At 66.4% G+C, this 21,138-nt stretch carries 16 protein-coding genes; 5 read left to right on the forward strand and 11 right to left on the reverse strand.

Annotated features, from left to right (window positions below):
- Positions 1 to 203: 203 nt before the first annotated feature.
- From DCO45_RS03160 to DCO45_RS03175, 4 genes are read right to left on the reverse strand one after another with little or no spacing between them, the layout of a single operon-like run.
- Positions 204 to 1,169 (reverse strand): ZIP family metal transporter, encoded by a 966-nt coding sequence (locus DCO45_RS03160; protein WP_243419226.1) that lies wholly within the window; start codon positions 1,167 to 1,169, stop codon positions 204 to 206.
- Positions 1,170 to 1,202: 33 nt separating this feature from the next.
- Entirely contained in the window at positions 1,203 to 1,829 is a 627-nt protein-coding gene (locus DCO45_RS03165; protein ID WP_116924501.1) for a superoxide dismutase, read from the reverse strand.
- Positions 1,830 to 1,885: 56 nt separating this feature from the next.
- Positions 1,886 to 2,380, reverse strand: a complete 495-nt coding sequence (locus tag DCO45_RS03170) for a hypothetical protein (protein ID WP_021028932.1) — start codon at positions 2,378 to 2,380, stop codon at positions 1,886 to 1,888.
- Positions 2,377 to 2,913 (reverse strand): hypothetical protein, encoded by a 537-nt coding sequence (locus tag DCO45_RS03175; RefSeq protein WP_133248047.1) that lies wholly within the window; start codon positions 2,911 to 2,913, stop codon positions 2,377 to 2,379. The genes DCO45_RS03170 and DCO45_RS03175 overlap by 4 nt, the downstream gene beginning before the upstream one ends.
- A gap of 249 nt (positions 2,914 to 3,162) precedes the next feature.
- On the opposite strand from DCO45_RS03175, the gene DCO45_RS03180 reads away from it, so the two are divergent.
- The 5 genes from DCO45_RS03180 (at position 3,163) to DCO45_RS03200 (ending at position 12,457) form a co-directional block, all read left to right on the forward strand.
- Positions 3,163 to 4,971, forward strand: coding sequence for a VRR-NUC domain-containing protein (locus DCO45_RS03180; RefSeq protein WP_116924503.1), 1,809 nt, complete (start codon positions 3,163 to 3,165; stop codon positions 4,969 to 4,971).
- On the forward strand, positions 4,968 to 7,286 hold the full coding sequence (locus DCO45_RS03185) for an ATP-dependent DNA helicase (protein WP_116924504.1): 2,319 nt from the start codon (positions 4,968 to 4,970) through the stop codon (positions 7,284 to 7,286). Before DCO45_RS03180 ends, DCO45_RS03185 begins: the two co-directional genes overlap by 4 nt.
- 82 nt (positions 7,287 to 7,368) lie before the next feature.
- Positions 7,369 to 9,513, forward strand: coding sequence for a TonB-dependent receptor (locus DCO45_RS03190; RefSeq protein WP_116924505.1), 2,145 nt, complete (start codon positions 7,369 to 7,371; stop codon positions 9,511 to 9,513).
- 409 nt (positions 9,514 to 9,922) lie between these two features.
- Positions 9,923 to 10,597, forward strand: a complete 675-nt coding sequence (locus DCO45_RS03195) for a DUF2760 domain-containing protein (RefSeq protein WP_116924506.1) — start codon at positions 9,923 to 9,925, stop codon at positions 10,595 to 10,597.
- Positions 10,598 to 10,600: 3 nt separating this feature from the next.
- Positions 10,601 to 12,457, forward strand: coding sequence for an Hsp70 family protein (locus DCO45_RS03200; protein ID WP_116924507.1), 1,857 nt, complete (start codon positions 10,601 to 10,603; stop codon positions 12,455 to 12,457).
- A gap of 91 nt (positions 12,458 to 12,548) precedes the next feature.
- On the opposite strand, the gene DCO45_RS03205 is transcribed toward DCO45_RS03200, so the two are convergent.
- The 7 genes from DCO45_RS03205 to DCO45_RS03235 all read right to left on the reverse strand — a co-directional run bounded on the left by DCO45_RS03205 (position 12,549) and on the right by DCO45_RS03235 (position 21,135).
- Positions 12,549 to 14,636, reverse strand: a complete 2,088-nt coding sequence (locus tag DCO45_RS03205; RefSeq protein WP_133248049.1) for a DUF5979 domain-containing protein — start codon at positions 14,634 to 14,636, stop codon at positions 12,549 to 12,551.
- A 195-nt stretch (positions 14,637 to 14,831) separates the two neighbouring features.
- Positions 14,832 to 16,058: an acyl-CoA dehydrogenase family protein gene (locus DCO45_RS03210; protein WP_116924509.1), complete on the reverse strand. Its 1,227-nt coding sequence runs from the start codon at positions 16,056 to 16,058 to the stop codon at positions 14,832 to 14,834.
- A 19-nt stretch (positions 16,059 to 16,077) separates the two neighbouring features.
- On the reverse strand, positions 16,078 to 17,118 hold the full coding sequence (locus tag DCO45_RS03215) for an aldo/keto reductase (RefSeq protein ID WP_116924510.1): 1,041 nt from the start codon (positions 17,116 to 17,118) through the stop codon (positions 16,078 to 16,080).
- Between the two features lie 21 nt (positions 17,119 to 17,139).
- Positions 17,140 to 18,120 carry an oligopeptide/dipeptide ABC transporter ATP-binding protein gene (locus DCO45_RS03220; protein ID WP_116924511.1) on the reverse strand — a complete coding sequence of 327 codons (981 nt, stop codon included), beginning with the start codon at positions 18,118 to 18,120 and terminating at the stop codon, positions 17,140 to 17,142.
- Positions 18,121 to 18,127: 7 nt separating this feature from the next.
- Positions 18,128 to 19,123 carry an ABC transporter ATP-binding protein gene (locus tag DCO45_RS03225; RefSeq protein ID WP_116924512.1) on the reverse strand — a complete coding sequence of 332 codons (996 nt, stop codon included), beginning with the start codon at positions 19,121 to 19,123 and terminating at the stop codon, positions 18,128 to 18,130.
- Positions 19,124 to 20,149 (reverse strand): ABC transporter permease, encoded by a 1,026-nt coding sequence (locus DCO45_RS03230; RefSeq protein WP_116924513.1) that lies wholly within the window; start codon positions 20,147 to 20,149, stop codon positions 19,124 to 19,126.
- Positions 20,149 to 21,135, reverse strand: a complete 987-nt coding sequence (locus DCO45_RS03235) for an ABC transporter permease (protein WP_116924882.1) — start codon at positions 21,133 to 21,135, stop codon at positions 20,149 to 20,151. The genes DCO45_RS03230 and DCO45_RS03235 overlap by 1 nt, the downstream gene beginning before the upstream one ends.
- Between the last annotated feature and the right edge of the window lie 3 nt (positions 21,136 to 21,138).

The following is a 21,138-nucleotide window of genomic DNA, read 5'->3' on the forward strand; positions in this document are numbered from 1 at the left end:
GCGTTTGGACTTCTTCTCGAATCCGGTAGCCAGGCTCATTTGCTTCATGCGCGGATCATCCCATGCGGTGGGGCGGGCTGGGACTTTTGCAGAGTTTCCTTAGCTGCAACCGCAGCGAGTTAGCAATCTTCCCTAAATCCGCTGGGCCATTTAGCTCGCCGCGTGCAGTATTGACGCGTATCTCTAACGCGCCCGCTACCCCCTCACCCCAGCGCCGTATCCAACACCATCATCAAAACAAACCCCACCATCAACCCCGTAGTCGCAAAAAACTCATGCCCCTTGCGGTGCGATTCCGGGATGATTTCGTGGCTGATGACGAAGAGCATGGCGCCGGCGGCGAAGCCCAGGCCCCAGGGGAGGAGCAGGGCGGAGCTGCCGATGATGGCGGCGCCAGCGACGGCGCCCAGGGGTTCGACCAGGCCGGAGGCGATGCCCAGCAGGACGGAGAAGCCTCGGCTGTAGCCGACGGCCAGCAGCGCGGCGGCAACGACAAAGCCTTCGGGCACATCCTGGATAGAGATGCCGATGGCCAGCGCATTGGCGCGCATGCCTTCATTGCCGGCGTAGCCCACGCCAATGGCCAGGCCTTCTGGCAGGTTGTGCAGGATGATTGCAAACACAAAGAGCCAGGTGCGGCGCAGCTGCTGGGCGCTGGCGCCTTCGCGGCCTTTGATGAAATGTTCGTGGGGCAGCAGGCGGTCCATGGCCAGCAGGGCCAGGCCGCCCAGCAGGATGGAGGTGCCAACCACGCCGCCGGCAGCCCAGGCGCTGCCGCCCATCAGGTTGGAGGCGCGTGCGGCATCCAATGCGGGGATGACCAGCGAGAACGCGCAGGCAGCCAGCATCACGCCGGCGCCAAATCCAAAAAGAGTGTCCCGTGTGCGTTCAGATGGGCGTTGGGCCAGCAGCACGGGCAAGGTGCCCAAGGCAGTGGCGAGGGCGGCCATGCAGCCGCCCAGCAACGCGTTGCGCACCGAGGGCTGGTTTTTCAAGCCATCCCAGATCAGTGCGGCCAGCGCAAATACCCCCAGGGCACAGATCAGCAGACCGATGCGGGTTTGCAGCTTGAGCGCCGGTTTGGGCGCAGGGCTGGCGGTGCTGCGCGATGCGTCATCGCGCGGGTCGGGCTGGTTGTCCATTTCCATCGGTTGGTTGCCTGGGGTCATGTGCGTGCTCGCGTGCTCGAAGAAGGGAGTGGCTTACTTGCCCAGTGCAGCGGCGTACTTGCGGGCAACGACGCCCCAGTCCACCACATTGTAGAAAGCGGCAATGTATTCAGGGCGGCGGTTTTGGTACTTCAGGTAGTAAGCGTGCTCCCACACATCCAGGCCCAGGATGGGGGTGTTGCCCGAGCCAATGCCCTTCATCAGTGGCGAGTCCTGGTTGGCGCTGCTCTCCACCGCCAGCTTGCCTTCAGGGGTCACGGTCAGCCAGGCCCAGCCGCTGCCAAAACGGCTCAGTGCCGCCTTGGTGAAGGCATCCTTGAAGGCGTCAAAACCACCCAGGTCGGCATCGATGGCCTGGGCCACATCGCCTTGGGGCAGGCCACCGCCGCTGGGCGACATCACTTCCCAGAACAGGCTGTGGTTGGCGTGGCCGCCGCCGTTGTTGCGCACGGGCAGGCGCAGCTTCTCGGGCAGCGATTCCACCTGGGCCACCAACGCTTCGATGGACAGGTTGGCAAACTCCGTGCCTTCAACCGCCGCATTGAGGTTGTTCACATAGGTCTGGTGGTGCTTGCTGTAATGGATCTCCATCGTCTGGGCGTCAATATTGGGCTCCAGGGCATCGTAGGCATAGGCCAGCTTGGGCAGGGTATAGGACATATCGTGTGTCAGTTGTTGAGTGGAGAACAGGGTGGTCAATGCCGGTGCGGCGGCTGTCAGTGCAGCAGCGTGCCCGGCGGCGGGTTGCCCGAAGGCATGGGAACGCTGTGGGCCTGCCGCTCCATCGCATCCTCGCGCTCGCGGGCGGCGCAGCGGTTGTGGTGCTCGGTCAAGGCGGCAAAGGTGTGGTGCAGGTGCTTGCAGGCGGCCGATCGCAGGTCGGCGCTGGCATGGTCGTCGCGCGTCAAGGCCAGCAGTTGGTGGTGGGCGCAGTTGATGCACTCGCCCGCTGATATCGGCTGGCTCAAGGTGTTGAAGCAGTCGGCCAGGTTCAGATGCGCGACCACAAAGGCGGCCAGGCGGTCATCGGCGCAGACCCCGGCCGGCGCATCGTGGAACAGCTGGTGCGCCACGCGTAGCGCATGCTCATGCCAGGCCAGCGCTTGCTCGGGGCGGTTGTCGCGGCTGGCTTCCACGCCGGTCTGGGTCAGGCGCTCCCATTCGCGCAGCAGCAGCGGGCCCGATACGGAGGACGGAAAACGCGAGCTCATGGCAGCTCCTTGGCGGGCACGCTGGCCGCCGTCATCACCCAGGCGTGCGAGGCCTTGGCGGTTTCGGTGGGGACAAAGCCCTGGGGGTCTTCCAGCAGGCAGGTGCTGCCCAGGCGCTTGCACTGGTCATGCTCGCGCCAGTAGCCGCCGTGGCTGATGCAGCCGGTCTGGCAGATCACCAGGTTGGTGGCATGCTGGCCCAGCTCTTGCAGATAGGCATCGGGTGGTGGCGGGGGCACGGCGGCCACTTCCATCGTCGCGGCCGGGTCCACACAGCGGCGCACGGCCGTGACGGCCGCCCGGTTGGCGATGGCCGACAGGTGCACCAGGCGGTCTTCGCGCTCCCAGATGAGGGCGCTGTCGCGCATGATGACCTGAGCCCGCAGCTGGGTGACCTGGGCGCGCAGCGCCTCGACTTCCGCGCGCAGTGCATCGACCTGGGCCGTGCAGCGCGCTTGCAGTGCAGCATAGTGGCGCAGCATCACACCGTGCTCCTGCACCAACGGATGGATGTCACTGTCTGGGTTTGGCACGGTTGGCTCGCCTCCACGGGATAAACGGAAAACACTTTGCTCGGCATCAAGGCAGCGTCAAATAAAAACATAATAAATGAGAATCGTTTCTATTCGCAAACTCATTTGTATATGGCCTGCCTGCAAGCAGTGGAATAGTGCAATCGGCTGCGCGAGCCTGACGGCCAGAAGGGGACATGGCGGCAAAGTTAAAATAGCTGTATAAAAATACAGATCGGCTATCACTCACCCACACCGCATCCGACCCCCATGCTGGCCCCCCACCGCTACTACTACCTGCACAACTTCGAGCGCGCGCTGCAGTGGCTGGGGCAGCGCTATGGCGATGTGCTGGACGCGCAGGAGCAGCAGTTTCTGGCGGACTTTGCCCAGGCCCCCATGCCGTCGCAGGCGCTGATGGTGCGCATGCTGATGCGGCGCGGGCCCTGGTTCCGCGCGGACAAGCTGGTCTACGACGAGATTCCCGATGTACATGCCGCCGCGCAGCCCTTGCTGGCACTGGGCTGGATCGATGCCGATGCCGATATGGCGTTGGCCGAGCTGTTTGCGCTGCACACCAAGCCCGAGCTGCTGCAGATCTTTGCCAATGCCGGCTTGGCGCGCTCGCTGCGCAAGGCGGACATGCTGGCCCAACTTGCGCAATGGGCTCAGCAGTCTGATCCAGGTACCGAGCAAGAAGCCCAAGAGCAGCTGCAGCCCTACCACCGCTGGCATCCGCAGGCCGAACATGCCGCCTGGCGCGTCACCGTCGGCGAGCTGGCCGAGGGCCTGCGCCTGATGTTCTTTGGCAATCTGCACCAGGACTGGTCAGAGTTTGTGCTGGCCGACCTGGGCATCTTCAAATACGAGACGGTGGCCTTTGATGCGCAGTCGCGCGCCTTCCAGACCCGCGCCGATGTGCAGGGCTACCGCCAGCTGCAGCAGTGGCGCCAGGCGGTGGATGAGGACGAAGACCGCCAGGCGCTGATGGACGCGTTGACCACCTGGCGCAGTGCTAACCCCTGGCTGCAGCAGCGCCATGCCAAGGTGCTGCTGCGCCTGGGCCAGGCCTGTGAGCGCAGCCAAAGCTGGGCGCTGGCCGAGCAGGCCTATGCTGCCAGCCCCTACCCGGGCGCACGCCACCGCCGCATGCGCGTGCTCGAACGCATGGAGCGCTTTGACGAGGCCCTGGCCTTGGCCAGCGCCGCTGCGCAGCAGCCCGAGAGCGATGAGGAAAGCCAGCGCCTGGCCCGCATGCTGCCGCGCCTGCGCCGCCACCTGGGCCAGCGCAGCGCCAGCCGCCGCGCGCTCAAACCCGAGGTGGCGCAGCTGCGTGAGGATGTGGCGCTGGACCGGGTGCTGCGCATGCCACGCATGCAACACGATCTGGCGGCGATGGATGCGCTGAGCGATGCCGCAGCGTTGGAGGCCGCCTTGCGCGCTGGCGAGGCCATGAACACCGCCGAGGTCACCGAAGGCCTGCGCCTGATGCCTGTGGAATACGCCTTGCGCGACCACTGGCACCGCGACGATGCGCCGGTGTTTTATGTCGAGAACGCGCTGGTCAACTCGCTGTTTGGCCTGCTGTGCTGGCCGGCGATTTTTGCGCCTTTGCCAGGGGCGTTTTTTCATCCGTTCCAGGCGGGGCCGGCCGATGTCTATGCGCCCGATTTTGTTGCGCGGCGTGCGGCGCTGTTTGAGGCTTGTCTGGCGACCTTGGACGACGGCAGCTATGCCGAGGTAATCCGCCAGCGCTTTGCCGACAAGGCTGGCCTGCAATCGCCCTTTGTGTATTGGGGCACGTTGACGCAGGCGCTGCTGGACCATGCACTGGCCTGCATACCGGCGGCCCACCTCCAACTTCTGTTCCAGCGCCTGCTCGGCAATCTGCAGGCCAACCGCACGGGCTTTCCGGACCTGGTGCGCTTTTGGCCGCAAGAGCGGCGCTACCAGCTGGTGGAGGTCAAAGGCCCGGGCGACAAGCTGCAGGACAACCAGATCCGCTGGCTGGAGTACTGCGCCGCCCATGGCATACCCGTGGGCGTCTGCCATGTGCAGTGGCGCGAGGCGGGCGCATGAGCTACACCGTGGCGGTGCGCGCCTTGTGCGAGTTCACCGCCCGCGCGGGCGACCTGGATTTGCGCTTTACGCCTGCGCCATCGGCGCTTGAAGGCATCGAAGGCCATGGCCTGGTGCGTGCCCGCCGGGGCGCCGGCTATGAGGCAGAACTGCGCCTGGCAGGCAGCTTTGAAGACCTGCAGGTACGCGGCCGCGCCGATGGCTTTGACCCGGCTCTGGGTCAGCTCGAGGAAATCAAGACCTACCGGGGCCAGATCGACAGCGTGCGCGACAACCACCGCGCCTTGCACTGGGCGCAGGCCAAGGTCTACGGCCATCTGCTGTGCCTGGAGCGGGGCCTGCCCCGCTTGAAGGTAGCGCTGGTCTACTTCAACGTCGGCACGCAGCAGGAGACGGTGCTGGCCGAGCCGTACAGCGCCGCCGAGCTGCAGGCATTTTTTGAGCAGCAGTGCCGCTTGTTTTTGGACTGGGCGCGCAGCGAGGCCGCGCACCGCAGCGCGCGGGATGCGGCGCTGGCGGCGCTGCGCTTTCCGTTTGCGCAGTTCCGCACCGGGCAGCGGGCGCTGTCGGTGGCGGTGTACCGCACGGCCCAGGCGGGCTTGCAGGCGGGCGGCGGCAGCTGTTTGATGGCGCAGGCGCCCACCGGCATTGGCAAGACCGTGGCCACCATCTTCCCCATGCTCAAGGCCAGTGCGCAAGAGGGGTTGGACAAGCTGTTTTTTCTGACCGCCAAGACCACAGGCCACCGGCTGGCCTTGCATGCGCTGGGCCTGTTGCAGACGGCGCTGCAGGGCCAGACGGGCGCGGTGCCGCTGCGCGTGGTCGACCTGCAGGCGCGCGACAAAAGCTGCGAGCACCCGGACAAGGCCTGCCATGGCGAATCCTGCCCGCTGGCCCAGGGCTTTTACGACCGCCTGCCCGCCGCCCGCGCCCAGGCCCTGGCGCAAGAGCCGATGCTGACGCCCGACAAGGTACGTACGCTGGCGCTGCAGCACCAGGTCTGCCCCTATTACCTGACCCAGGAGCTGGCGCGCTGGAGCGATGTGGTTGTGGGCGACTACCACTACTTTTACGACAGCGCCGCGATGCTGTATGCGCTGACCCAGGCCCACCAGTGGAAGGTGGGCGTGCTGGTGGACGAGGCCCACAACCTGCTCGAACGCGCGCGCCGCATGTACACGGCCGAGCTGCCGCAGCACACCTTGGCGGCGGCGCGCAAGGCGGCGGCCGGCCCGGTCAAGAAATCGCTGGATGCCTTGAACCGGCAATGGAACGCGCTGAACAAGGCCCAGCACGAGGGCGGGCAGGACTACCAGGTCTACGCCGAGCTGCCGCCCGGCCTGCTGGGTGCCGTGCAGCGCGCCGTGGCGGCCATTGCCCAGGCCCAAGGCGACAGCCCCATGCTGCCGGGCGACGCGGTGCTGGGCTTTTACCTGGAGGCGCTGTCCTGGCTGAACCTGGCCGAGCAGCTGGGGCCGCATGCGCTGTTTGATATCAGCCTATGGGGCAGTGCATCTGCCGGCCGGCGGGGGCCGATGTCCACGCTCTGCATCCGCAATGTCGTGCCCGCGCCGCACCTGGCCGCGCGCCATAGCGCCGCCTGCGCCACGGTGCTGTTCTCCGGCACCCTGGGGCCGCAGGCCTTCTACCAGGATCTTCTGGGCCTGCCACCTGCCACGCAGTGGGTCGATGTGCCCTCGCCCTTCCTGGCCGCACAGTTGCAGGTGCAGATTGCGGGCCATATCTCCACCCGCTACCAGGACCGGGCGCAGTCGCTCGTGCCGATTGCCGAAGTGGTGGCGGCGCAGTTTGCCCGCCAGCCGGGCAACTACCTGTGCTTTTTCAGCAGCTTTGATTATTTGCAGCGCGCGGCCGACTGCATGCAGCGCCTGCACCCGCAGCTGCCGCTGTTCTGCCAGACCTCGGCCATGGACGATGCCGGGCGCGCCGCCTTTTTGGCACGTTTTGACGAGGCCGGGCAGGGCATTGGCCTGGCCGTGCTGGGCGGCGCGTTTTCGGAAGGGGTGGACCTGCCGGGCAACCGGCTGATTGGCGCCTTTATTGCCACCCTGGGCCTGCCCCAGGTCAACCCCGTCAACACGCATATGCAGCAGGCCATGGCCCAGCGATTTGGCGCCACCAAGGCCTATGACTACACCTACCTCTACCCGGGGCTGCGCAAGGTGGTGCAGGCGGCCGGGCGGGTGATTCGCAGTGAGGACGACCGGGGCGTGGTGGTGCTGATCGATGACCGCTTTCACCGCGCCCAGGTGCGCGCGCTGCTGCCCAGCTGGTGGCAGCCGCAGCGGTGGTAGATTGGGGTTTCTCAGAGGAGAGCAGGGGTTTATGTACCAAATTTCCCATAGCTTGAGACGCTGTAAGAAAATAGCGGCCTCTATGCCGATCCAAGCCTTTTCTCTCTCGCCCCTGCGCCCTGTGGCCGGGGCCGCTGCGCTGCTGTGCGCCCTGTCCGCCGCTGCGCAGACCGCACCAGCAACACCTTCCACCGCTGAAACCCCCGCTGCCGAAGCCACCTTGCCGACCGTGTCGGTGCGCTCGGCGGTCGGCACCGCCGATCTGCTGCAACTGCCGGCATCGGCCAATGTGGTGGAAGGCCGCGAGCTGCAGGATCGGCAGATGCAGGTCAACCTGTCCGAAGCGCTGGGCAGCGTGCCGGGCCTGACCCTGAACAACCGCAACAACTACGCCCAGGACTTGCAGCTGAGCGTGCGCGGTTATGGCGCGCGCTCCACCTTTGGCGTGCGCGGCGTGCGCCTGTATGTCGACGGCATCCCCGCGACCATGCCTGATGGCCAGGGCCAGACCTCGAATGTCGATATCTCCAGCCTGGAGCGGGTGGAGGTGCTGCGCGGCCCGTATTCGGCGCTGTACGGCAATGCCTCGGGGGGCGTGCTGAGCTTTTACACCGAAGACCCGCAAGGCCCGCTGAAGCTGGAGACCGGCGTGAGCGTGGGCAGCGATGGCCAGCAGCGCTACAGCCTGAAGGCCAGCGGCCAGACGGAAGGCGGCATGGGCTATGTGCTGAGCACCAGCCGCTTCATGACCGATGGCTACCGCGAGCACAGCGCGGCCGACCGCAACCTGCTCAATGCCAAGCTGGTGATTCCGCTGGCGCATGACGACAAGCTGACCCTGGTGGCCAACCACACCCGGGGCGATGCGCAGGACCCGCAGGGCCTGACCATGGCGCAGTGGCAGGCCAATCCGCGCCAAGCCAGCAGCGTGGCCGAGCAGTACAACACGCGCAAATCGCTGCAGCAGCAGCAGCTGGGCGCCACCTATGACCTGCGCATCAACGCCCGCCAAAGCCTGAGCCTGTCGGCCTACTACGGCCACCGTAGCATGCTGCAGTACCAGTCCATCCCCAAGGCGCCGCAGCTGGCGCCGGGCCACGCCGGCGGCGTGATCGACATGGCGCGCGACTATGCGGGCGCCCGCCTGGTCTGGGTGGGCGAGTTCGACACCATCGTGCCGCTGCAGCTGAGCGCGGGGCTGGATCTGCAGCAGATGACCGAAAACCGCCAGGGCTACGAGAACTTTATCGGCGACACCTATGGCCTGCGCGGCCAGCTGCGCCGCGATGAGAAAAACAAGGTCAGCAGCACTGACCCCTTTGTGCAGGCGCGCTGGCAGCTGGCCCCGCGCTGGAGCCTGGACACCGGCCTGCGCTATAGCCGCGTGCGCTTCAGCTCGGACGACTACTACATCACCCCCGGCAATGGCGACGACAGTGGCAGCAGCCGCCACAGCAAGCTGCTGCCTGTTGCCTCGCTCTCCTACCAGCTCAGCCCGCAGCAGACCATCTACGCCAGCGTGGGGCGCGGGTTTGAGACGCCGAGCATCACCGAGATGTCTTACCGCAACAGCGGCTCGGGCCTGAACACCGATCTGCGGCCCACCAGCAGCACGCAGTGGGAGCTGGGCTACCGCCAGCAGCTGCGTGGCGATGCGCTGCGCGGGCTCTGGAGTGCGGCGCTGTTCCAGTCGCACAGCAGTGACGAGATCGTGACCGACCAGAGCGCTGGTGGCCGCACCACCTACCGCAATGCCGGCAAGACCCGGCGCCAGGGGCTGGAGCTGTCGGCCCAGCTGGATCTGATGCGTGACTGGCAGCTGCGCGCCGCCTACACCTGGCTGGATGCGCGCTTTCGCGAGGAGTCGGGCAGCGGCACCGCCGGCCAGCGCCTGCCCGGCCTGGCACGCCACAACGCCTACCTGGGCGCTGACTGGCACTTTGCCCCGGCCTGGACCGTCGGCATGGGTGTGCAGGCCAGCTCCAATGTGCAGGCCAACGATGCCAACACCCAGGCCGCCCCGGGTTACGCCACCACCGCGCTCAGCCTGGGCTACCGCGCACAGATCGCCCCGCGCTGGACCTTGGCCGCCTTTGCACGCGTCAACAATGTGTTCGACAAGAACTACATCGGCTCGGTCATCGTCAATGACGGCAACCAGCGCTATTTTGAAAGCGCGATGGGGCGCAACTGGGCCAGTGGCGTCAACGTCAGCTACCAGTTCTAAGCGCCACTAACACGACCCTTGATACGTCGTTGCCTCGCCGGCCGCGCCAAGCCTTGCCGTACTAACGTACTGTCTGCGGCTTGGCGCCTAGTCGGGGACGCCTAGTCGGGGACGCCTAGTCGGGGACGCCTAGTCTCAACCGCAAACCTTCGGTTTGCTGGGCCGTGTTAGCGGCGTTGAGCGTCCATCCACCGCCAAGCCGGCGCTCCCGGCTTGCTGGTGCATCGCACGGGGGCATAGGGCCAGCCGGTAAAATCCCCGGTTTTGCGGGCTGGCCGCTGGCTGTAGGTGCCGGGCCCAGTGCTTGCCGCAAACCCCATTTTTAAAACCACCCGCCTGCGCGGTGCAGCTGCCCCGGCCCTGGCCGCGCAGCGCCACAGCGTCCTGGCGGGTGTCTGTTGGTGCCTCCATGAACAACACCCCCCCATCTTTTTTCAGCCGCATCGCCATTGCGATCGGCAGCTTCTTCGCCATTCTGGGCAATGGCCGCCTGGCCGCCGATGTGCAGCGCGTGCGTGGCGGTGAGCGCCTGGCGGCCGATGTGCCTCCGCAGGAAGTGCGCGTTGAAGTGCCGGTCGAGAAGATCGTTGAAGTCCGCATCGAAGTGCCGGTCGAGAAAATCGTTGAGAAGACGGTAGAGAAGCGGGTCGAAGTGCCGGTGGAAAAGCTGGTCGAGAAGGTCGTCGAAAAAACCGTGCAGCTGCCCACCGAGACCGCTGCGCTGCAGCTGCTGGGTCTGCTCCAGCGCGAGGCCCGCTTTGTCGACTTTATCCAGGAAGACGTGGCGCCCTACACCGATGCCGAGATTGGCGCCGCCGCCCGCGTGGTGCATGAAGGCTGCCGCAAGGTGCTGCGCGAGCATTTCGCGCTGGCCCCTGTGCGTGCTGAGGCCGAAGGCAGCCGCATCACCTTGCAGGCCGGCTTTGATGCCGCTGCCGTGCGCCTGACCGGCCATGTGGTGGGCCAGGCCCCGTTTACCGGCACCCTGGGCCACCGGGGTTGGCAGGTGACCGAGGTCAAGCTGCCGCAGCTGACCGACACGGCCGCCGCCAAGGTGCTGGCCCAGGCCGAGGTGGAGCTCTAAACCATGCAAACACCTGCCCAATTCAGCATCGGTATCGACCTGGGGACCACGCACTGCGCGCTGTCCTATGTGGACAAAAGCGCCAGCGATGGCGAGCACCTGGTCCAGCATGTGCTGGCCATTCCCCAGCTCACGGCGCCCGCCAGCATCGAGGCGCGGCCTTTGCTGCCGTCGTTCTTGTACCTGCCCCATGAGAGCGAGCTGAGCGCCGCCGATATGGCGCTGCCCTGGGGCGCGCAGCAGGATTTTGTCGTCGGCGAGTTTGCCCGCGCACGCGGCGCGGCCACTCCGATCCGCCTGGTCTCCAGCGCCAAGAGCTGGCTGTGCCACCCCGGTGTGGACCGCCGCAGCCCGCTGCTGCCGGCCGATGCCCCGGCCGAGGTGCACCGCGTCTCGCCACTGACGGCCTCGATCCGCTACCTGTCGCACCTGCGCTGGGCCTGGGAGCAGGCCCACCCCGAGGCGCCGTTTGATGCGCAGGACATCACCGTCACCATCCCCGCATCCTTTGACCCGGCCGCGCGCGAGCTGACGGCCGAGGCCTGCAAGGCGGCCGGCTTCCAGAAGCTCAGCTTGCTCGAAGAGCCGCAAGCGGCGCTCTACAGCTGGATCCAGGCGAGCGGCGGCGACTGGCGCAAGCAGGTGCAAAGCGGCGATGTGATCCTCGTCGTCGACGTGGGCGGTGGCACCACCGACCTGTCCTTGATTGCGGTACTCGAGCGCGATGGCAACCTGGCCTTGCAGCGCGTGGCCGTGGGTGAGCACATCTTGCTGGGCGGCGACAACATGGACCTGGCCCTGGCCTATGCCGTGGCGCGAAAGCTGGCGCAAGAAGGCAAGCAGCTCGACGCTTGGCAAACCCGCGCACTGGCCCATGGCTGCCGCGCCGCCAAGGAGCAGCTGCTGTCCGATGAGGCGCTGCAATCCGTACCCGTCGTGGTGCCCAGCCGGGGCAGCAAGCTGATCGGCGGCAGCATCCGCACCGAGGTGACCCGCAGCGAAGTGCTGGCCACCCTGGTCGAAGGCTTCTTCCCGCAAGTGGCCGTCAGCGACAAGCCCATCAGCCGCGCGCGTGGCGCGCTGACCCAGCTGGGCCTGCCCTATGCGCAGGATGCTGCCGTCACCCGCCACCTGGCCGCCTTCCTGTCGCGCCAGGCCGGCGTGACCGAGCAGATCGACGGCCTGCAGGGCACCCAGCCCGAAGGCGCGAGCTTTTTGCACCCCACCGCCATCCTGTTCAACGGCGGCGTGCTCAAGGCGCCGCAGATCGAGCAGCGCATCACCCAAGTGCTGAACAGCTGGCTGGCCGCTGAAGGCGCTGCCCCCGCGCGCCTGCTGGACGGCGCCAACCTGGACCTGGCAGTTGCCCGTGGCGCTGCCTACTACGGCCATGTGCGCGAAGGCCGGGGTGTGCGCATCCGGGGCGGCACCGCGCAGTCCTACTATGTCGGCGTCGAATCCAACATGCCTGCGATCCCCGGCATGGAGCCCCCTATGTCCGCGCTGTGCCTGGCCCCCTTTGGCATGGAAGAGGGCAGCGAGGCGGCCCTCGACACGCAGGAGTTTGGCCTCGTCGTGGGCGAGCCAGTGCGCATGCGCTTCTTTGGCTCCAGCGTGCGCCGCAGCGATACCGTCGGCACCATGCTCGACTTCTGGGGCCCCGAGGAGCTGCTGGAATTGCAGGAGATCGAGCTGAACCTGCCCACCGAAGGCCGCGCCAAGGGCGAGGTCGTCCCCGTCACCCTGCATGCCCGCGTGACCGATATCGGCACGCTGGAACTCAACGCCGTGCCCGTGGACGGCAGCGAGCGCTGGAAGGTGGAGTTTGATGTGCGGGCGCAGGCGGCGGCGGAGCAGTAAATTGAACTAGGCTGGCCAACGCAGCACCGCCCAAAAAAAAATGCCACCAGGAGGTGGCATTTTTGCGTCTGGCCGCAGCAAGGCAGCGCGATCAGGTCGTGCGTCGGCGCATGCGGCCCAGGCCCAGCAGTGCCATGGTGAGCGACAGCGCGCTGACGGCCCAGTTGCCCAGGCTTGGCACTTGCTTGAGCGTCCCTACATCGGTAGGGGTGGCGGTTGAGACCAAAGTGTTGGTAATGGTTGCGGTGTTGGCACCAGCGGCAATGGCCGCAGGCTGGGTGTAGCTGGGTTCGGCCCAACGGTAGCCCGCAGGGGCGGTGGGCAGCGCGCCTTCTGCCACGGTGCAGGCGCTCCCTTGCTGAATGGTGAGGGGCGCAGCGCTGCCCTGGTTGGCGGCAACGACCAGGCTGCCGCTGAAGGATGCAGCCGGGCCAGTGCAGGTCACGGTAAAAGGAATCTCGCCGGCAAAGGGCGCCGCGCCTGCAGGGGCGGTCACCACCTTGTTCACGGTCAGCTGCGCAGCGGCGACTGAGCGCAGGTACCAGTTGCCATCCTCTGCGTCACGCACCAGTTCATAGCGGATGCCACCGGCGTCCAGGAAACCGTCTGGCAGCGCAAAGACACTGGCCGCCGAGGTGGCTGCGCCGCCGGTCACGCGCACCACCAAAATGCCTTTGCCCGTGGTGAAAGCCGGCGCGCTGGCCGCATCGGGCAGCACCGAGAGCAGGGTGGGGCTGCCACCTGCCGCTGTCGCATTCACCTGCAGCACATCACTCACCGAGGTGGAGCCATCGTTGAGCACGGTGTTGAGCACCAGGCTGCCGCCATTGGCGGTATAGGTACCCGCCAAGGCCAGAGTGTTGTTGGGGCTGGCATCGCTGCGAGCGAGCGACACGATGCCCCCGGCATTGCTCAGGTTGCCCGTGGCCGCCAGGCTGGGCAGCAAGGAGGCATCGAGCAGCGCATCGCTTTGCAGGTTCAGCACCGTAAAGGACGAGGCGGCGGTGGCCTCCCACAAGGCGGCGCGGTTCAGGTTCAAGGTCAGCTGACCGCCGCTCGCCAACTGGCTGCTGCCCTTGTAGTGGCCTTCGTTGCCGGTGTAGGTGGCCGTGCTGGTCGCATCGGCGTTCCAGACCACCGGGGCCGTCGTGGCGGTGACTGCATCCAGGCTGGTACTTCCGCTGGCCGAGAGGTAGTTGAAAGAGCTGCCCTGCGCATTGACGACAAGGCCCGAGCCTGCGCTAAAGCTGCCATTGCTGCGCAGTTGCAGGCCAATGCCTGCGGCACCCGATGCGGTGATGGTGTTGCCTGCCAGCGGCCACCTGGCAACGCCCCCGATGCGGATATCCACGGCTGCAGCACCTGTGCCTGCCACCGTCACGCTGGTAGCGCCATTCAGGGTGACTTGGGAATTCGTCACCACGACGCCTGGCGTGAGGCCCGAGGCGGCTGCCGTGTTGACCGTGGTGGTACCTGTTACGGTGGTGGTGCCGCCCTGGCTCCACAGCGGTGCGTAGCTGTAGAGCGCGTAATAGTTGGACTGGAAATCCAGCGTGAGATTACCGCCCACCGTGACCGTGCCCGCGCCCACATACAGGCCCGAGCGGGTGCCGCCTTGGCTGGTGATGCTGAGGTCTTGCTGGTAGTCGGAGCTGCCTGCGTTGTTGCGCACCCCATCGCGCGTGTTGTAGGTGCCAGAAGGTGCGCCAGTATTGGATCTGACGGTGACATTGCCTTGGAATGTTACCGAATTGGACCCAGCTTTCTCGATGCCCGCCGCATTGTTTCGGCCGCTGGGTTTGTTGACTGTTACGTCCTTCACGAAGTTGGCCACGCCTATGGTGGAGACGAGAATGCCGCGACTGTTATCACCATTGGTGTCTGTGATGGTCAGCACACCATTGAAGGTGGTGTTGCCGCTAGCCTGCACCAAGCCTGTCGCCGAGAATCCATCCACAGTGACGGCCACTGGGTCTGCGGTGTAGACACAGGTCAGTCCGTGATCCGAAGCCTGCGCGGTGTACGTCGATGCAGCCAGGTTGGCGGGGCAGGCCAGCGCCATTTGAGGCGCTACAAACAGGCCGGCAATCAAGCTGCCGCGCAGGGAGGCCTTTCCCAGCGGTGTGTTGGCGAGTGAATAACTCAGATGCGAAGTCGCGGATTCGGAAGCGAGGTGCATGGTTTATTTGTAAAAATTTACTTAATAGGTAATTTTTACAAGATATCCGCAACAATTTGATTTAGCTAGCGCGTTGCTCCCTAGAGTCTGGAAAAGATTGTCAACTTTATTGAAGGCATTTGGTTTTATGCATAGATCTTTGATTTATTAGCATTCCCATTCATAACCGTTGCACTGCGTGCCTGCGCCGGCCCCTCAAAACACCCGCCCTTCCTCCAAATGCGTCCGCGTGCCATTGAGCACATAGTCCCCCACCACCCGGGTCTTGTGCAGCAGCGGGTTGTGGCTAAAGATGGTGCGCAGGTTGCGCCAATGCCGGTCTAGGTTCAGCTGGCGCGAGGTGGCAGACGCGCCGCCCACTTCAAACAGGCGCTCGCCGGCATTCAGCGCCAGGCGGCTGACGACCAGCTGGGTCTGGGCGGTGGCCAGAGCCCCTTGCAGCACGACATCGTCCGCGCTTTGCGGCGCGTGCACGATGGCATAGGCGCCCTGGTCGAGCTGGCGCGCATTGGCATTGATCAAGGCATCGATCGCATAGCTGGCAGCGGCCAGCTCGCCGACGACGGCCTGCACAAAATGGTCGTCGCGTGAGCGCTCTGCAGGGCTGTGCATCGCAGGCCTGCCCAGCTGCAGCACATAGTGGCGCGCATCGGCCAGGATATTGCGCACAATGCCGGCGGCAGTCGCCACCAAAATCAGCTGACGCAGCGCAGAGGCATGGCGGCCGGCCAGGTGGTTGCGGGCGCCGGGGCTGATCTCGTCGTCATAGACCAGCACGTTGTTCAGCTCCAGGCTGCCGCTGGCGGTCAGCCGCTGGCCCATGCCATCCCAGTCGTCGAGCACCCGCACACCTTCGCGCTGCACGGGGATCACGGCATTGACGCCCTGGCCCTCGTCGTTGGTGGCAAAGACGTTGAAGTAATCCGCATAGGCCGTGCCGGTGGCGTAGTACTTCTTGCCATTCAAGCGGTGGTGCAGCCCTTCGCGCAGCAAGGTGGAGGTGCTGATGCCGGCGCGCGCCGTGCCCAGCTCGGTAAAGGCACCGCCAAACAGCTTGCCTTGCAGGGCCCAGGCGTTCTGGCGCTGGGCCAGGGGCGAGGGCTTGGTCTCCAGCCGCAGCAGCTCGGTGGTGTTGAAGTGGGTGCGCAGCGCATGGGCCACGTTGGAATCCGCTGCGGCCAGGGTGCTGACCACCTCGACCACATCGGCCACTGACCCGCCCGGCCCGCCCTGTTCGCGGCCAATGCGCAGGCCGCCCAGGCCCGATGCGCGCAGCAGGTCAAAGGCCGCCCAGGGCGGCTCGCGCAGCAGCTCGCGCTGCGCGGCGCCTTGGCCGATATCGGCAGCCAGCTGGGGCAGGCGGGCCAGCAGGTCATCGCGGCTGGGGTGGCGGGAGCGCAGGGGGGGAACCGAGGCATTCATGGCGGTGGACCTGTTGGGTTTAAGCGGCCGCTGGCGTGGGGGTGGGCGCAGCAGCTACATAGGGCACACGGCCTTCGACCGGGTGGCCGGGGTCGGTAAAGCCCAGGGTCGAGGGGTGGCCGGCCGCGACCAGGCGGTTGACCAGGGCCTCGTCATCGGCGGTGAACTGGTAGTCCAGCGCGCGGATATAGCCATCCCATTGCTCGGGCGTGCGCGGGCCGGCGATGGCGGCGGTCACCAGGCGGTTGTTCAGCACCCAGGCCAGCGCAAAGTCCACCGGGCTGATGCCGCGCGCGTCGGTGTGCTTTTTGATCTCGGCGGCAATGTCGATGGACTCGGGGCGCCACTCGGTCTCGAGCATGCGCTTGTCCAGCCGCGCGGCGCGCGAACCGGGCTCGGCCGCTTCCACATTCGGATACTTGGCCGTCAGCACGCCCCGGGCCAGCGGGCTGTACGAGACCACGCCCAGGCCATAGGCAGCGGCAGCGGGCAGCTGCTCGGCCTCGGCCGTGCGGTTGACGATGTTGTAGAGCGGCTGGCTGGCGATGGGGCGGTCAATGCCTTCGGCGTCCGCGAGGTGCGCCACCTCGGCAATGCGCCAGCCGCGAAAGTTGGACAGCCCAAAGTAGCGCAGCTTGCCCGCGCGCACCAGGTCGCCAATCGCGCGCACCGCCTCGCCCAGCGGCGCATCAAAATCGGCGCGGTGAAAGTAGAGCAGGTCGATGTAGTCGGTGCCCAGGCGGCGCAGGCTGTTGTCGACCGACTCGATGATCCATTTGCGCGAGGTGCCGCGCCGGTTCGGGCCCTCGCCCAGCGGGTTGCCAAACTTGGTGGCCAGCACCCAGTCATGGCGATCCTTGGCCAGCGCGCGGCCCACCACCTGCTCGGTCAGGCCCTTTTGGTAGACGTCGGCCGTGTCGATGAAGTTGATGCCCTGGGACTTGGCCTTGGCGATGATGGCGTGCGCGGTCTGCTCATCGGTCGGCCCGCCAAACATCATGGTGCCCAATGCGAGGCGGGAGACTTTGAGGCCGCTGCGGCCGAGATAACGGTAGGTCATGGCAAAAGAAAAAACGAAGGGTTAGTGAAAGGAAATCACGGAGGTCTGCACCTCAGAGGCCGGTGGCAGCTGCGGATGGTGGCAGGCGACCAGGTGGCCATTGCCGCTGTCGCTGAGCAGTGGTTCCTGCGCAGTGCACAGCGCCGTGGCGCGCGGGCAGCGCGGATGAAAGCGGCAGCCCGTGGGCAGGTTCTGCGGGCTGGGCAGGTCGCCGCCCAAGGGGGCGGCCTGGCGGTGGCGGGTGGGGTCAGGCACGGCATCGAGCAGCGCCTGGGTGTAGGGGTGGCGCGGGCTGCTCCACAGGCTGCGGCGGTCGGCGCTCTCGACGATGCGGCCCAGGTACATCACCAGCACCCGGTCGGCAAAGTACTGCACGACCGACAGGTCATGCGAGATGAACAAATAGGACAGGCCGAACTCGCGTTTCATCTCAATGAGCAGGTTCAGAATCTGCGCCTGGATCGACAGGTCCAGCGCCGAGACCGGCTCGTCACAGACCACCAGATCGGGCTGCAGCATCAGCGCGCGGGCAATGCCCAGGCGCTGGCGCTGCCCGCCGGAGAACTCATGCGGGTAGCGGCCCAGCGCGTTGCGCGGCAGGCCCACGCGGTCGAGCAGGCGCTCGACCTGGCGGCGGCGCTGGGCGCGGTCGCCCAGGCCATGCACCTGCAAAGGGGTCTCCAAGATCGTGCCGATGCTGTGGCGCGGGTTGAGCGACGCAAACGGGTCCTGGAAGATCATCTGCATGCGCTTGCGCAGGCTGCGCAGCCGCGCGCCTTGCAAGGGCAGAATATCTTCGCCGTCGAGCGCCACCTGGCCGGCGGTGGGCGTCTCCAGCCGCAGCAGGCTGCGGCCCAGGGTGGATTTGCCGCAGCCCGACTCGCCGACCAGGCCGACGGTCTCGCCCTTGGCAATGTGGAACGACACGCCATCGACGGCGCGCAGCACGCCCTTGGCCAGTTTGAAATGGGTCTGAAGATCGCTGACAGTCAGCAGGCTCATGGCGGTCCTAGGCAAGGTGGGCGCTGCGCGCAGACGCAGGCAGGGTGATGGGGCAGGCGCTCAGGCGCTGGGGGCCTGCTACTTGCAAGGGCGGCACCACACTGTGGCAATAGGCCTGGGCACGCGGGCAGCGCGGCGCAAAGGCGCAGCCGGCCTGGCCGATGGCCGAGGTGATGCTGCCGCGAATCTCGGTGAGCGGGCCATCGAGGTAATGCGCGCCGGGCTGCAGCCGGGGCGATGCCGCCAGCAGGCCCTGGGTGTAGGGGTGCAGGGGCTCGTCGAACAGCGGGCCGGGGCGGGCCTGCTCGACCTCGCGGCCGGCATACATCACCACCACGCGGTCGGCCCATTGCGAGACAACACCCAGGTCGTGGGTGATCAGGATCAGGCCCATCGACAAGTCCTTGCGCAGCCGGTCGAGCAGGTCCAGCACCTGGGCCTGGATGGTCACATCGAGTGCGGTGGTGGGCTCGTCGGCGATCAGCAGGCGTGGGCGGCAGGCAATGGCCATCGCAATCATCACGCGCTGGCGCATGCCGCCCGAGAGCTGGTGCGGAAAATCATCGACCCGGCGCTGCGGATCGGGGATGCGCACGGTATCGAGCAGCTCAATGGCGCGCAGCCGTGCGGCCTTGGCGCTCAAGCCCTCGTGCTGGCGCAGCACCTCCGCAATCTGCCAGCCAATGGTGTAGACCGGGTTGAGCGACGTCATCGGCTCCTGGAAGATCATGCCAATCTCGCGCCCGCGCAGCTGGCGCATTGCCGGCTCGCTCAGGTCCAGCAGGTTCTGGCCGTTGAAGCGGATCTCGCCCTGCGCAATGCGGGCCGCGCGCGGCAGCAGGCGCATCAGCGCGAGGGCGGTGAGCGATTTGCCCGAGCCGGACTCGCCGACGATGGCCAGGGTTTCGCCAGCCTGTACCGAAAAGCTCAGCCCACGCACCGGATCGAGCTGCGGAAAGCGGATGCTCAGCCCGCGCACATCCAACAAAGAGGTTTCGGACATTCAGCGCTCCTGCGACAGACGGGGGTTGAGGGCGTCGTTCAAGCCATCGCCAATCAGGTTGAAGGCGAGCACGGCAAACACGATGGCCAGGCCCGGAGCCGCAGTCAGGTACCAGGCCGTGCGCAGCAGGTCGCGCCCCATGCCGATCATGCTGCCCCAGCTGACGACGTTCGGGTCGCCCATGCCCATGAAGGACAGCGCCGATTCGAGCAGGATGGCCGAAGCCACCATCACCGATGAGGTGACGATGATGGGCGGCAGCGCATTGGGCAGCATCTCGCGCAGAATGATGCGGCTGTGCGAGTAGCCCAGCGCGCGGGCGGCCAGCACAAACTCCTTGTGGCGCAGCGCGCGGAACTCGGCCCGCACCAGGCGTGCCACCGTGGGCCAGGTCACCAGGCCAATGGCCACGACGATGGTGCTGATCGCAGGCTGCGCAATCGCCACCAGCACCACCAGCAAGATAAAGCTGGGAATCGTCTGGAACAGCACCACCACGCGCTGCAGCAAGTCATCGACCCAGCCGCCAAAGTAGCCGCTGACGGCGCCAATGCCAATGCCCAGGCTCAGGCCGATCAAGGTGGCCGACACGCCCACCAACAGCGACACCCGCGCGCCATGGGCAATGCCGGCGGCCACATCACGGCCCATCGAATCGGTGCCGAGCAAATAGGCCCCATCCTGGCCGGGCCAGAGAAAGGGCTGGGCCACCATGTCCAGCGGGTCACCGGGGAAGAGCCAGGGCGCTGTCAGCGCCAGCAGCAGCACGGCCAGCAAAAAGCCACAGCCCAGCATGGCCGTGGGGTTGCGCAGGAAAACGCGCAGCGCGCGGTAGCCCTGGCTGCCACTGCCGGCGTTGGCGGCACTGGTGCTGGTGCGCACCGCATCGGGCGCATGCAGATTCGGCCAGGGCGCGGCATCGGGCTCGGCGTTGCTGGTGGTACTGTGCGCCGCTTGTGCGGCCGCCAGCGGGTGGGCGGCGGCCGGGGGGATCGGCAGCGCCTGGGTAGAGGAAGACAAAGACATCAACGCACCTCGATTCGGGGATCCAGCCAGGCATGCAGCAGATCGACCAGCACATTGGCGGCGATCACGAGCAGCGAAGAGAGAAACAGCACACCCATCAGCACGCTGAAATCGCGGCTGAGCACGGCCTCAAAGGCCAGGCGCCCGAGGCCGGGCCAGCTGTAGACGGTCTCGACGACGACCGCGCCGCCGAGCATGCCGCCCAGGTGCATGCCGGCCATCGTGGTGACCGGCAGCAGCGCATTGCGCAGCACATGGCGCACGGTGATGCGCCAGGGCGAAAGGCCTTTGGCCGCCGCGGTGCGCACAAAGTCCTGCGACTGCACCTCCAGCATCGCCGCGCGGGTGAGGCGGGCATAGATCGCCACATAGAAGAGTGCGAGCGACGTGGCCGGCAGCACCATGTAGCGCAGCTGGTCGAGCACGGCGGCCAGGCCGCTCAGCTGCGAGCCAATGCTGGCCGAGCCACCACTGGGCAGCCAGCCAAGCTTGACCGAGAACAGCACGATCAGCATCAGCCCGGTCCAAAAGCCCGGCACCGAATAGAACAGCAGCGACAGCACGGACAGCAGGCGGTCGGGCAGGCGGCCGGCAAAGTAGGCCATCGCCGTGCCCAGCGCAATGCCCAGGCTCAGCGCAATCGCCAGCGCCAGCCCCATCAGCAGCAAGGTGCTGGGCAGGCGCTGGCCGATCAGCTCCATCACCGGCATGTTGTAGCGCGGGGAGAAGCCCAGGCTGAAATGCGCCAGGTTGCCCAGGTAGGCCTGCAATTGTTCGAGCACGCTCAGGTCCAGCCCAAAGCGTGTGCGCAGCGCCGCCAGGGTCTCGGCCGTCGCTGCCCCCGATTCGCCGGCCATCACATCGGCCGCATCACCGGGCGTGAGCTGCAGCAGCAGAAAGTTCAAAATCGCGACGCCCAGCACCGTTGGCACTGCATATTTGGCATTGAACCAGAGCGATCGCAATAAACGTGGGGTGGTATTCATGCG

Origin of the sequence: Comamonas sp. JNW (genome assembly GCF_003105075.1) — a bacterium.
Lineage (GTDB): Bacteria > Pseudomonadota > Gammaproteobacteria > Burkholderiales > Burkholderiaceae_C > Comamonas > Comamonas squillarum.

What these genes read in the sequence shown, in the direction of transcription:
- DCO45_RS03160 (WP_243419226.1), bottom strand. Translation starts at nt 1,169, where the DNA reads ATGACCCCAGGCAACCAACCGATGGAAATGGACAACCAGCCCGACCCG.
- DCO45_RS03165 (WP_116924501.1), bottom strand. Translation starts at nt 1,829, where the DNA reads ATGTCCTATACCCTGCCCAAGCTGGCCTATGCCTACGATGCCCTGGAG.
- DCO45_RS03170 (WP_021028932.1), bottom strand. Translation starts at nt 2,380, where the DNA reads ATGAGCTCGCGTTTTCCGTCCTCCGTATCGGGCCCGCTGCTGCTGCGC.
- DCO45_RS03180 (WP_116924503.1), top strand. Translation starts at nt 3,163, where the DNA reads ATGCTGGCCCCCCACCGCTACTACTACCTGCACAACTTCGAGCGCGCG.
- DCO45_RS03185 (WP_116924504.1), top strand. Translation starts at nt 4,968, where the DNA reads ATGAGCTACACCGTGGCGGTGCGCGCCTTGTGCGAGTTCACCGCCCGC.
- DCO45_RS03190 (WP_116924505.1), top strand. Translation starts at nt 7,369, where the DNA reads ATGCCGATCCAAGCCTTTTCTCTCTCGCCCCTGCGCCCTGTGGCCGGG.
- DCO45_RS03195 (WP_116924506.1), top strand. Translation starts at nt 9,923, where the DNA reads ATGAACAACACCCCCCCATCTTTTTTCAGCCGCATCGCCATTGCGATC.
- DCO45_RS03200 (WP_116924507.1), top strand. Translation starts at nt 10,601, where the DNA reads ATGCAAACACCTGCCCAATTCAGCATCGGTATCGACCTGGGGACCACG.
- DCO45_RS03205 (WP_133248049.1), bottom strand. Translation starts at nt 14,636, where the DNA reads ATGCACCTCGCTTCCGAATCCGCGACTTCGCATCTGAGTTATTCACTC.
- DCO45_RS03210 (WP_116924509.1), bottom strand. Translation starts at nt 16,058, where the DNA reads ATGAATGCCTCGGTTCCCCCCCTGCGCTCCCGCCACCCCAGCCGCGAT.
- DCO45_RS03215 (WP_116924510.1), bottom strand. Translation starts at nt 17,118, where the DNA reads ATGACCTACCGTTATCTCGGCCGCAGCGGCCTCAAAGTCTCCCGCCTC.
- DCO45_RS03220 (WP_116924511.1), bottom strand. Translation starts at nt 18,120, where the DNA reads ATGAGCCTGCTGACTGTCAGCGATCTTCAGACCCATTTCAAACTGGCC.
- DCO45_RS03225 (WP_116924512.1), bottom strand. Translation starts at nt 19,123, where the DNA reads ATGTCCGAAACCTCTTTGTTGGATGTGCGCGGGCTGAGCATCCGCTTT.
- DCO45_RS03230 (WP_116924513.1), bottom strand. Translation starts at nt 20,149, where the DNA reads ATGTCTTTGTCTTCCTCTACCCAGGCGCTGCCGATCCCCCCGGCCGCC.
- DCO45_RS03235 (WP_116924882.1), bottom strand. Translation starts at nt 21,135, where the DNA reads ATGAATACCACCCCACGTTTATTGCGATCGCTCTGGTTCAATGCCAAA.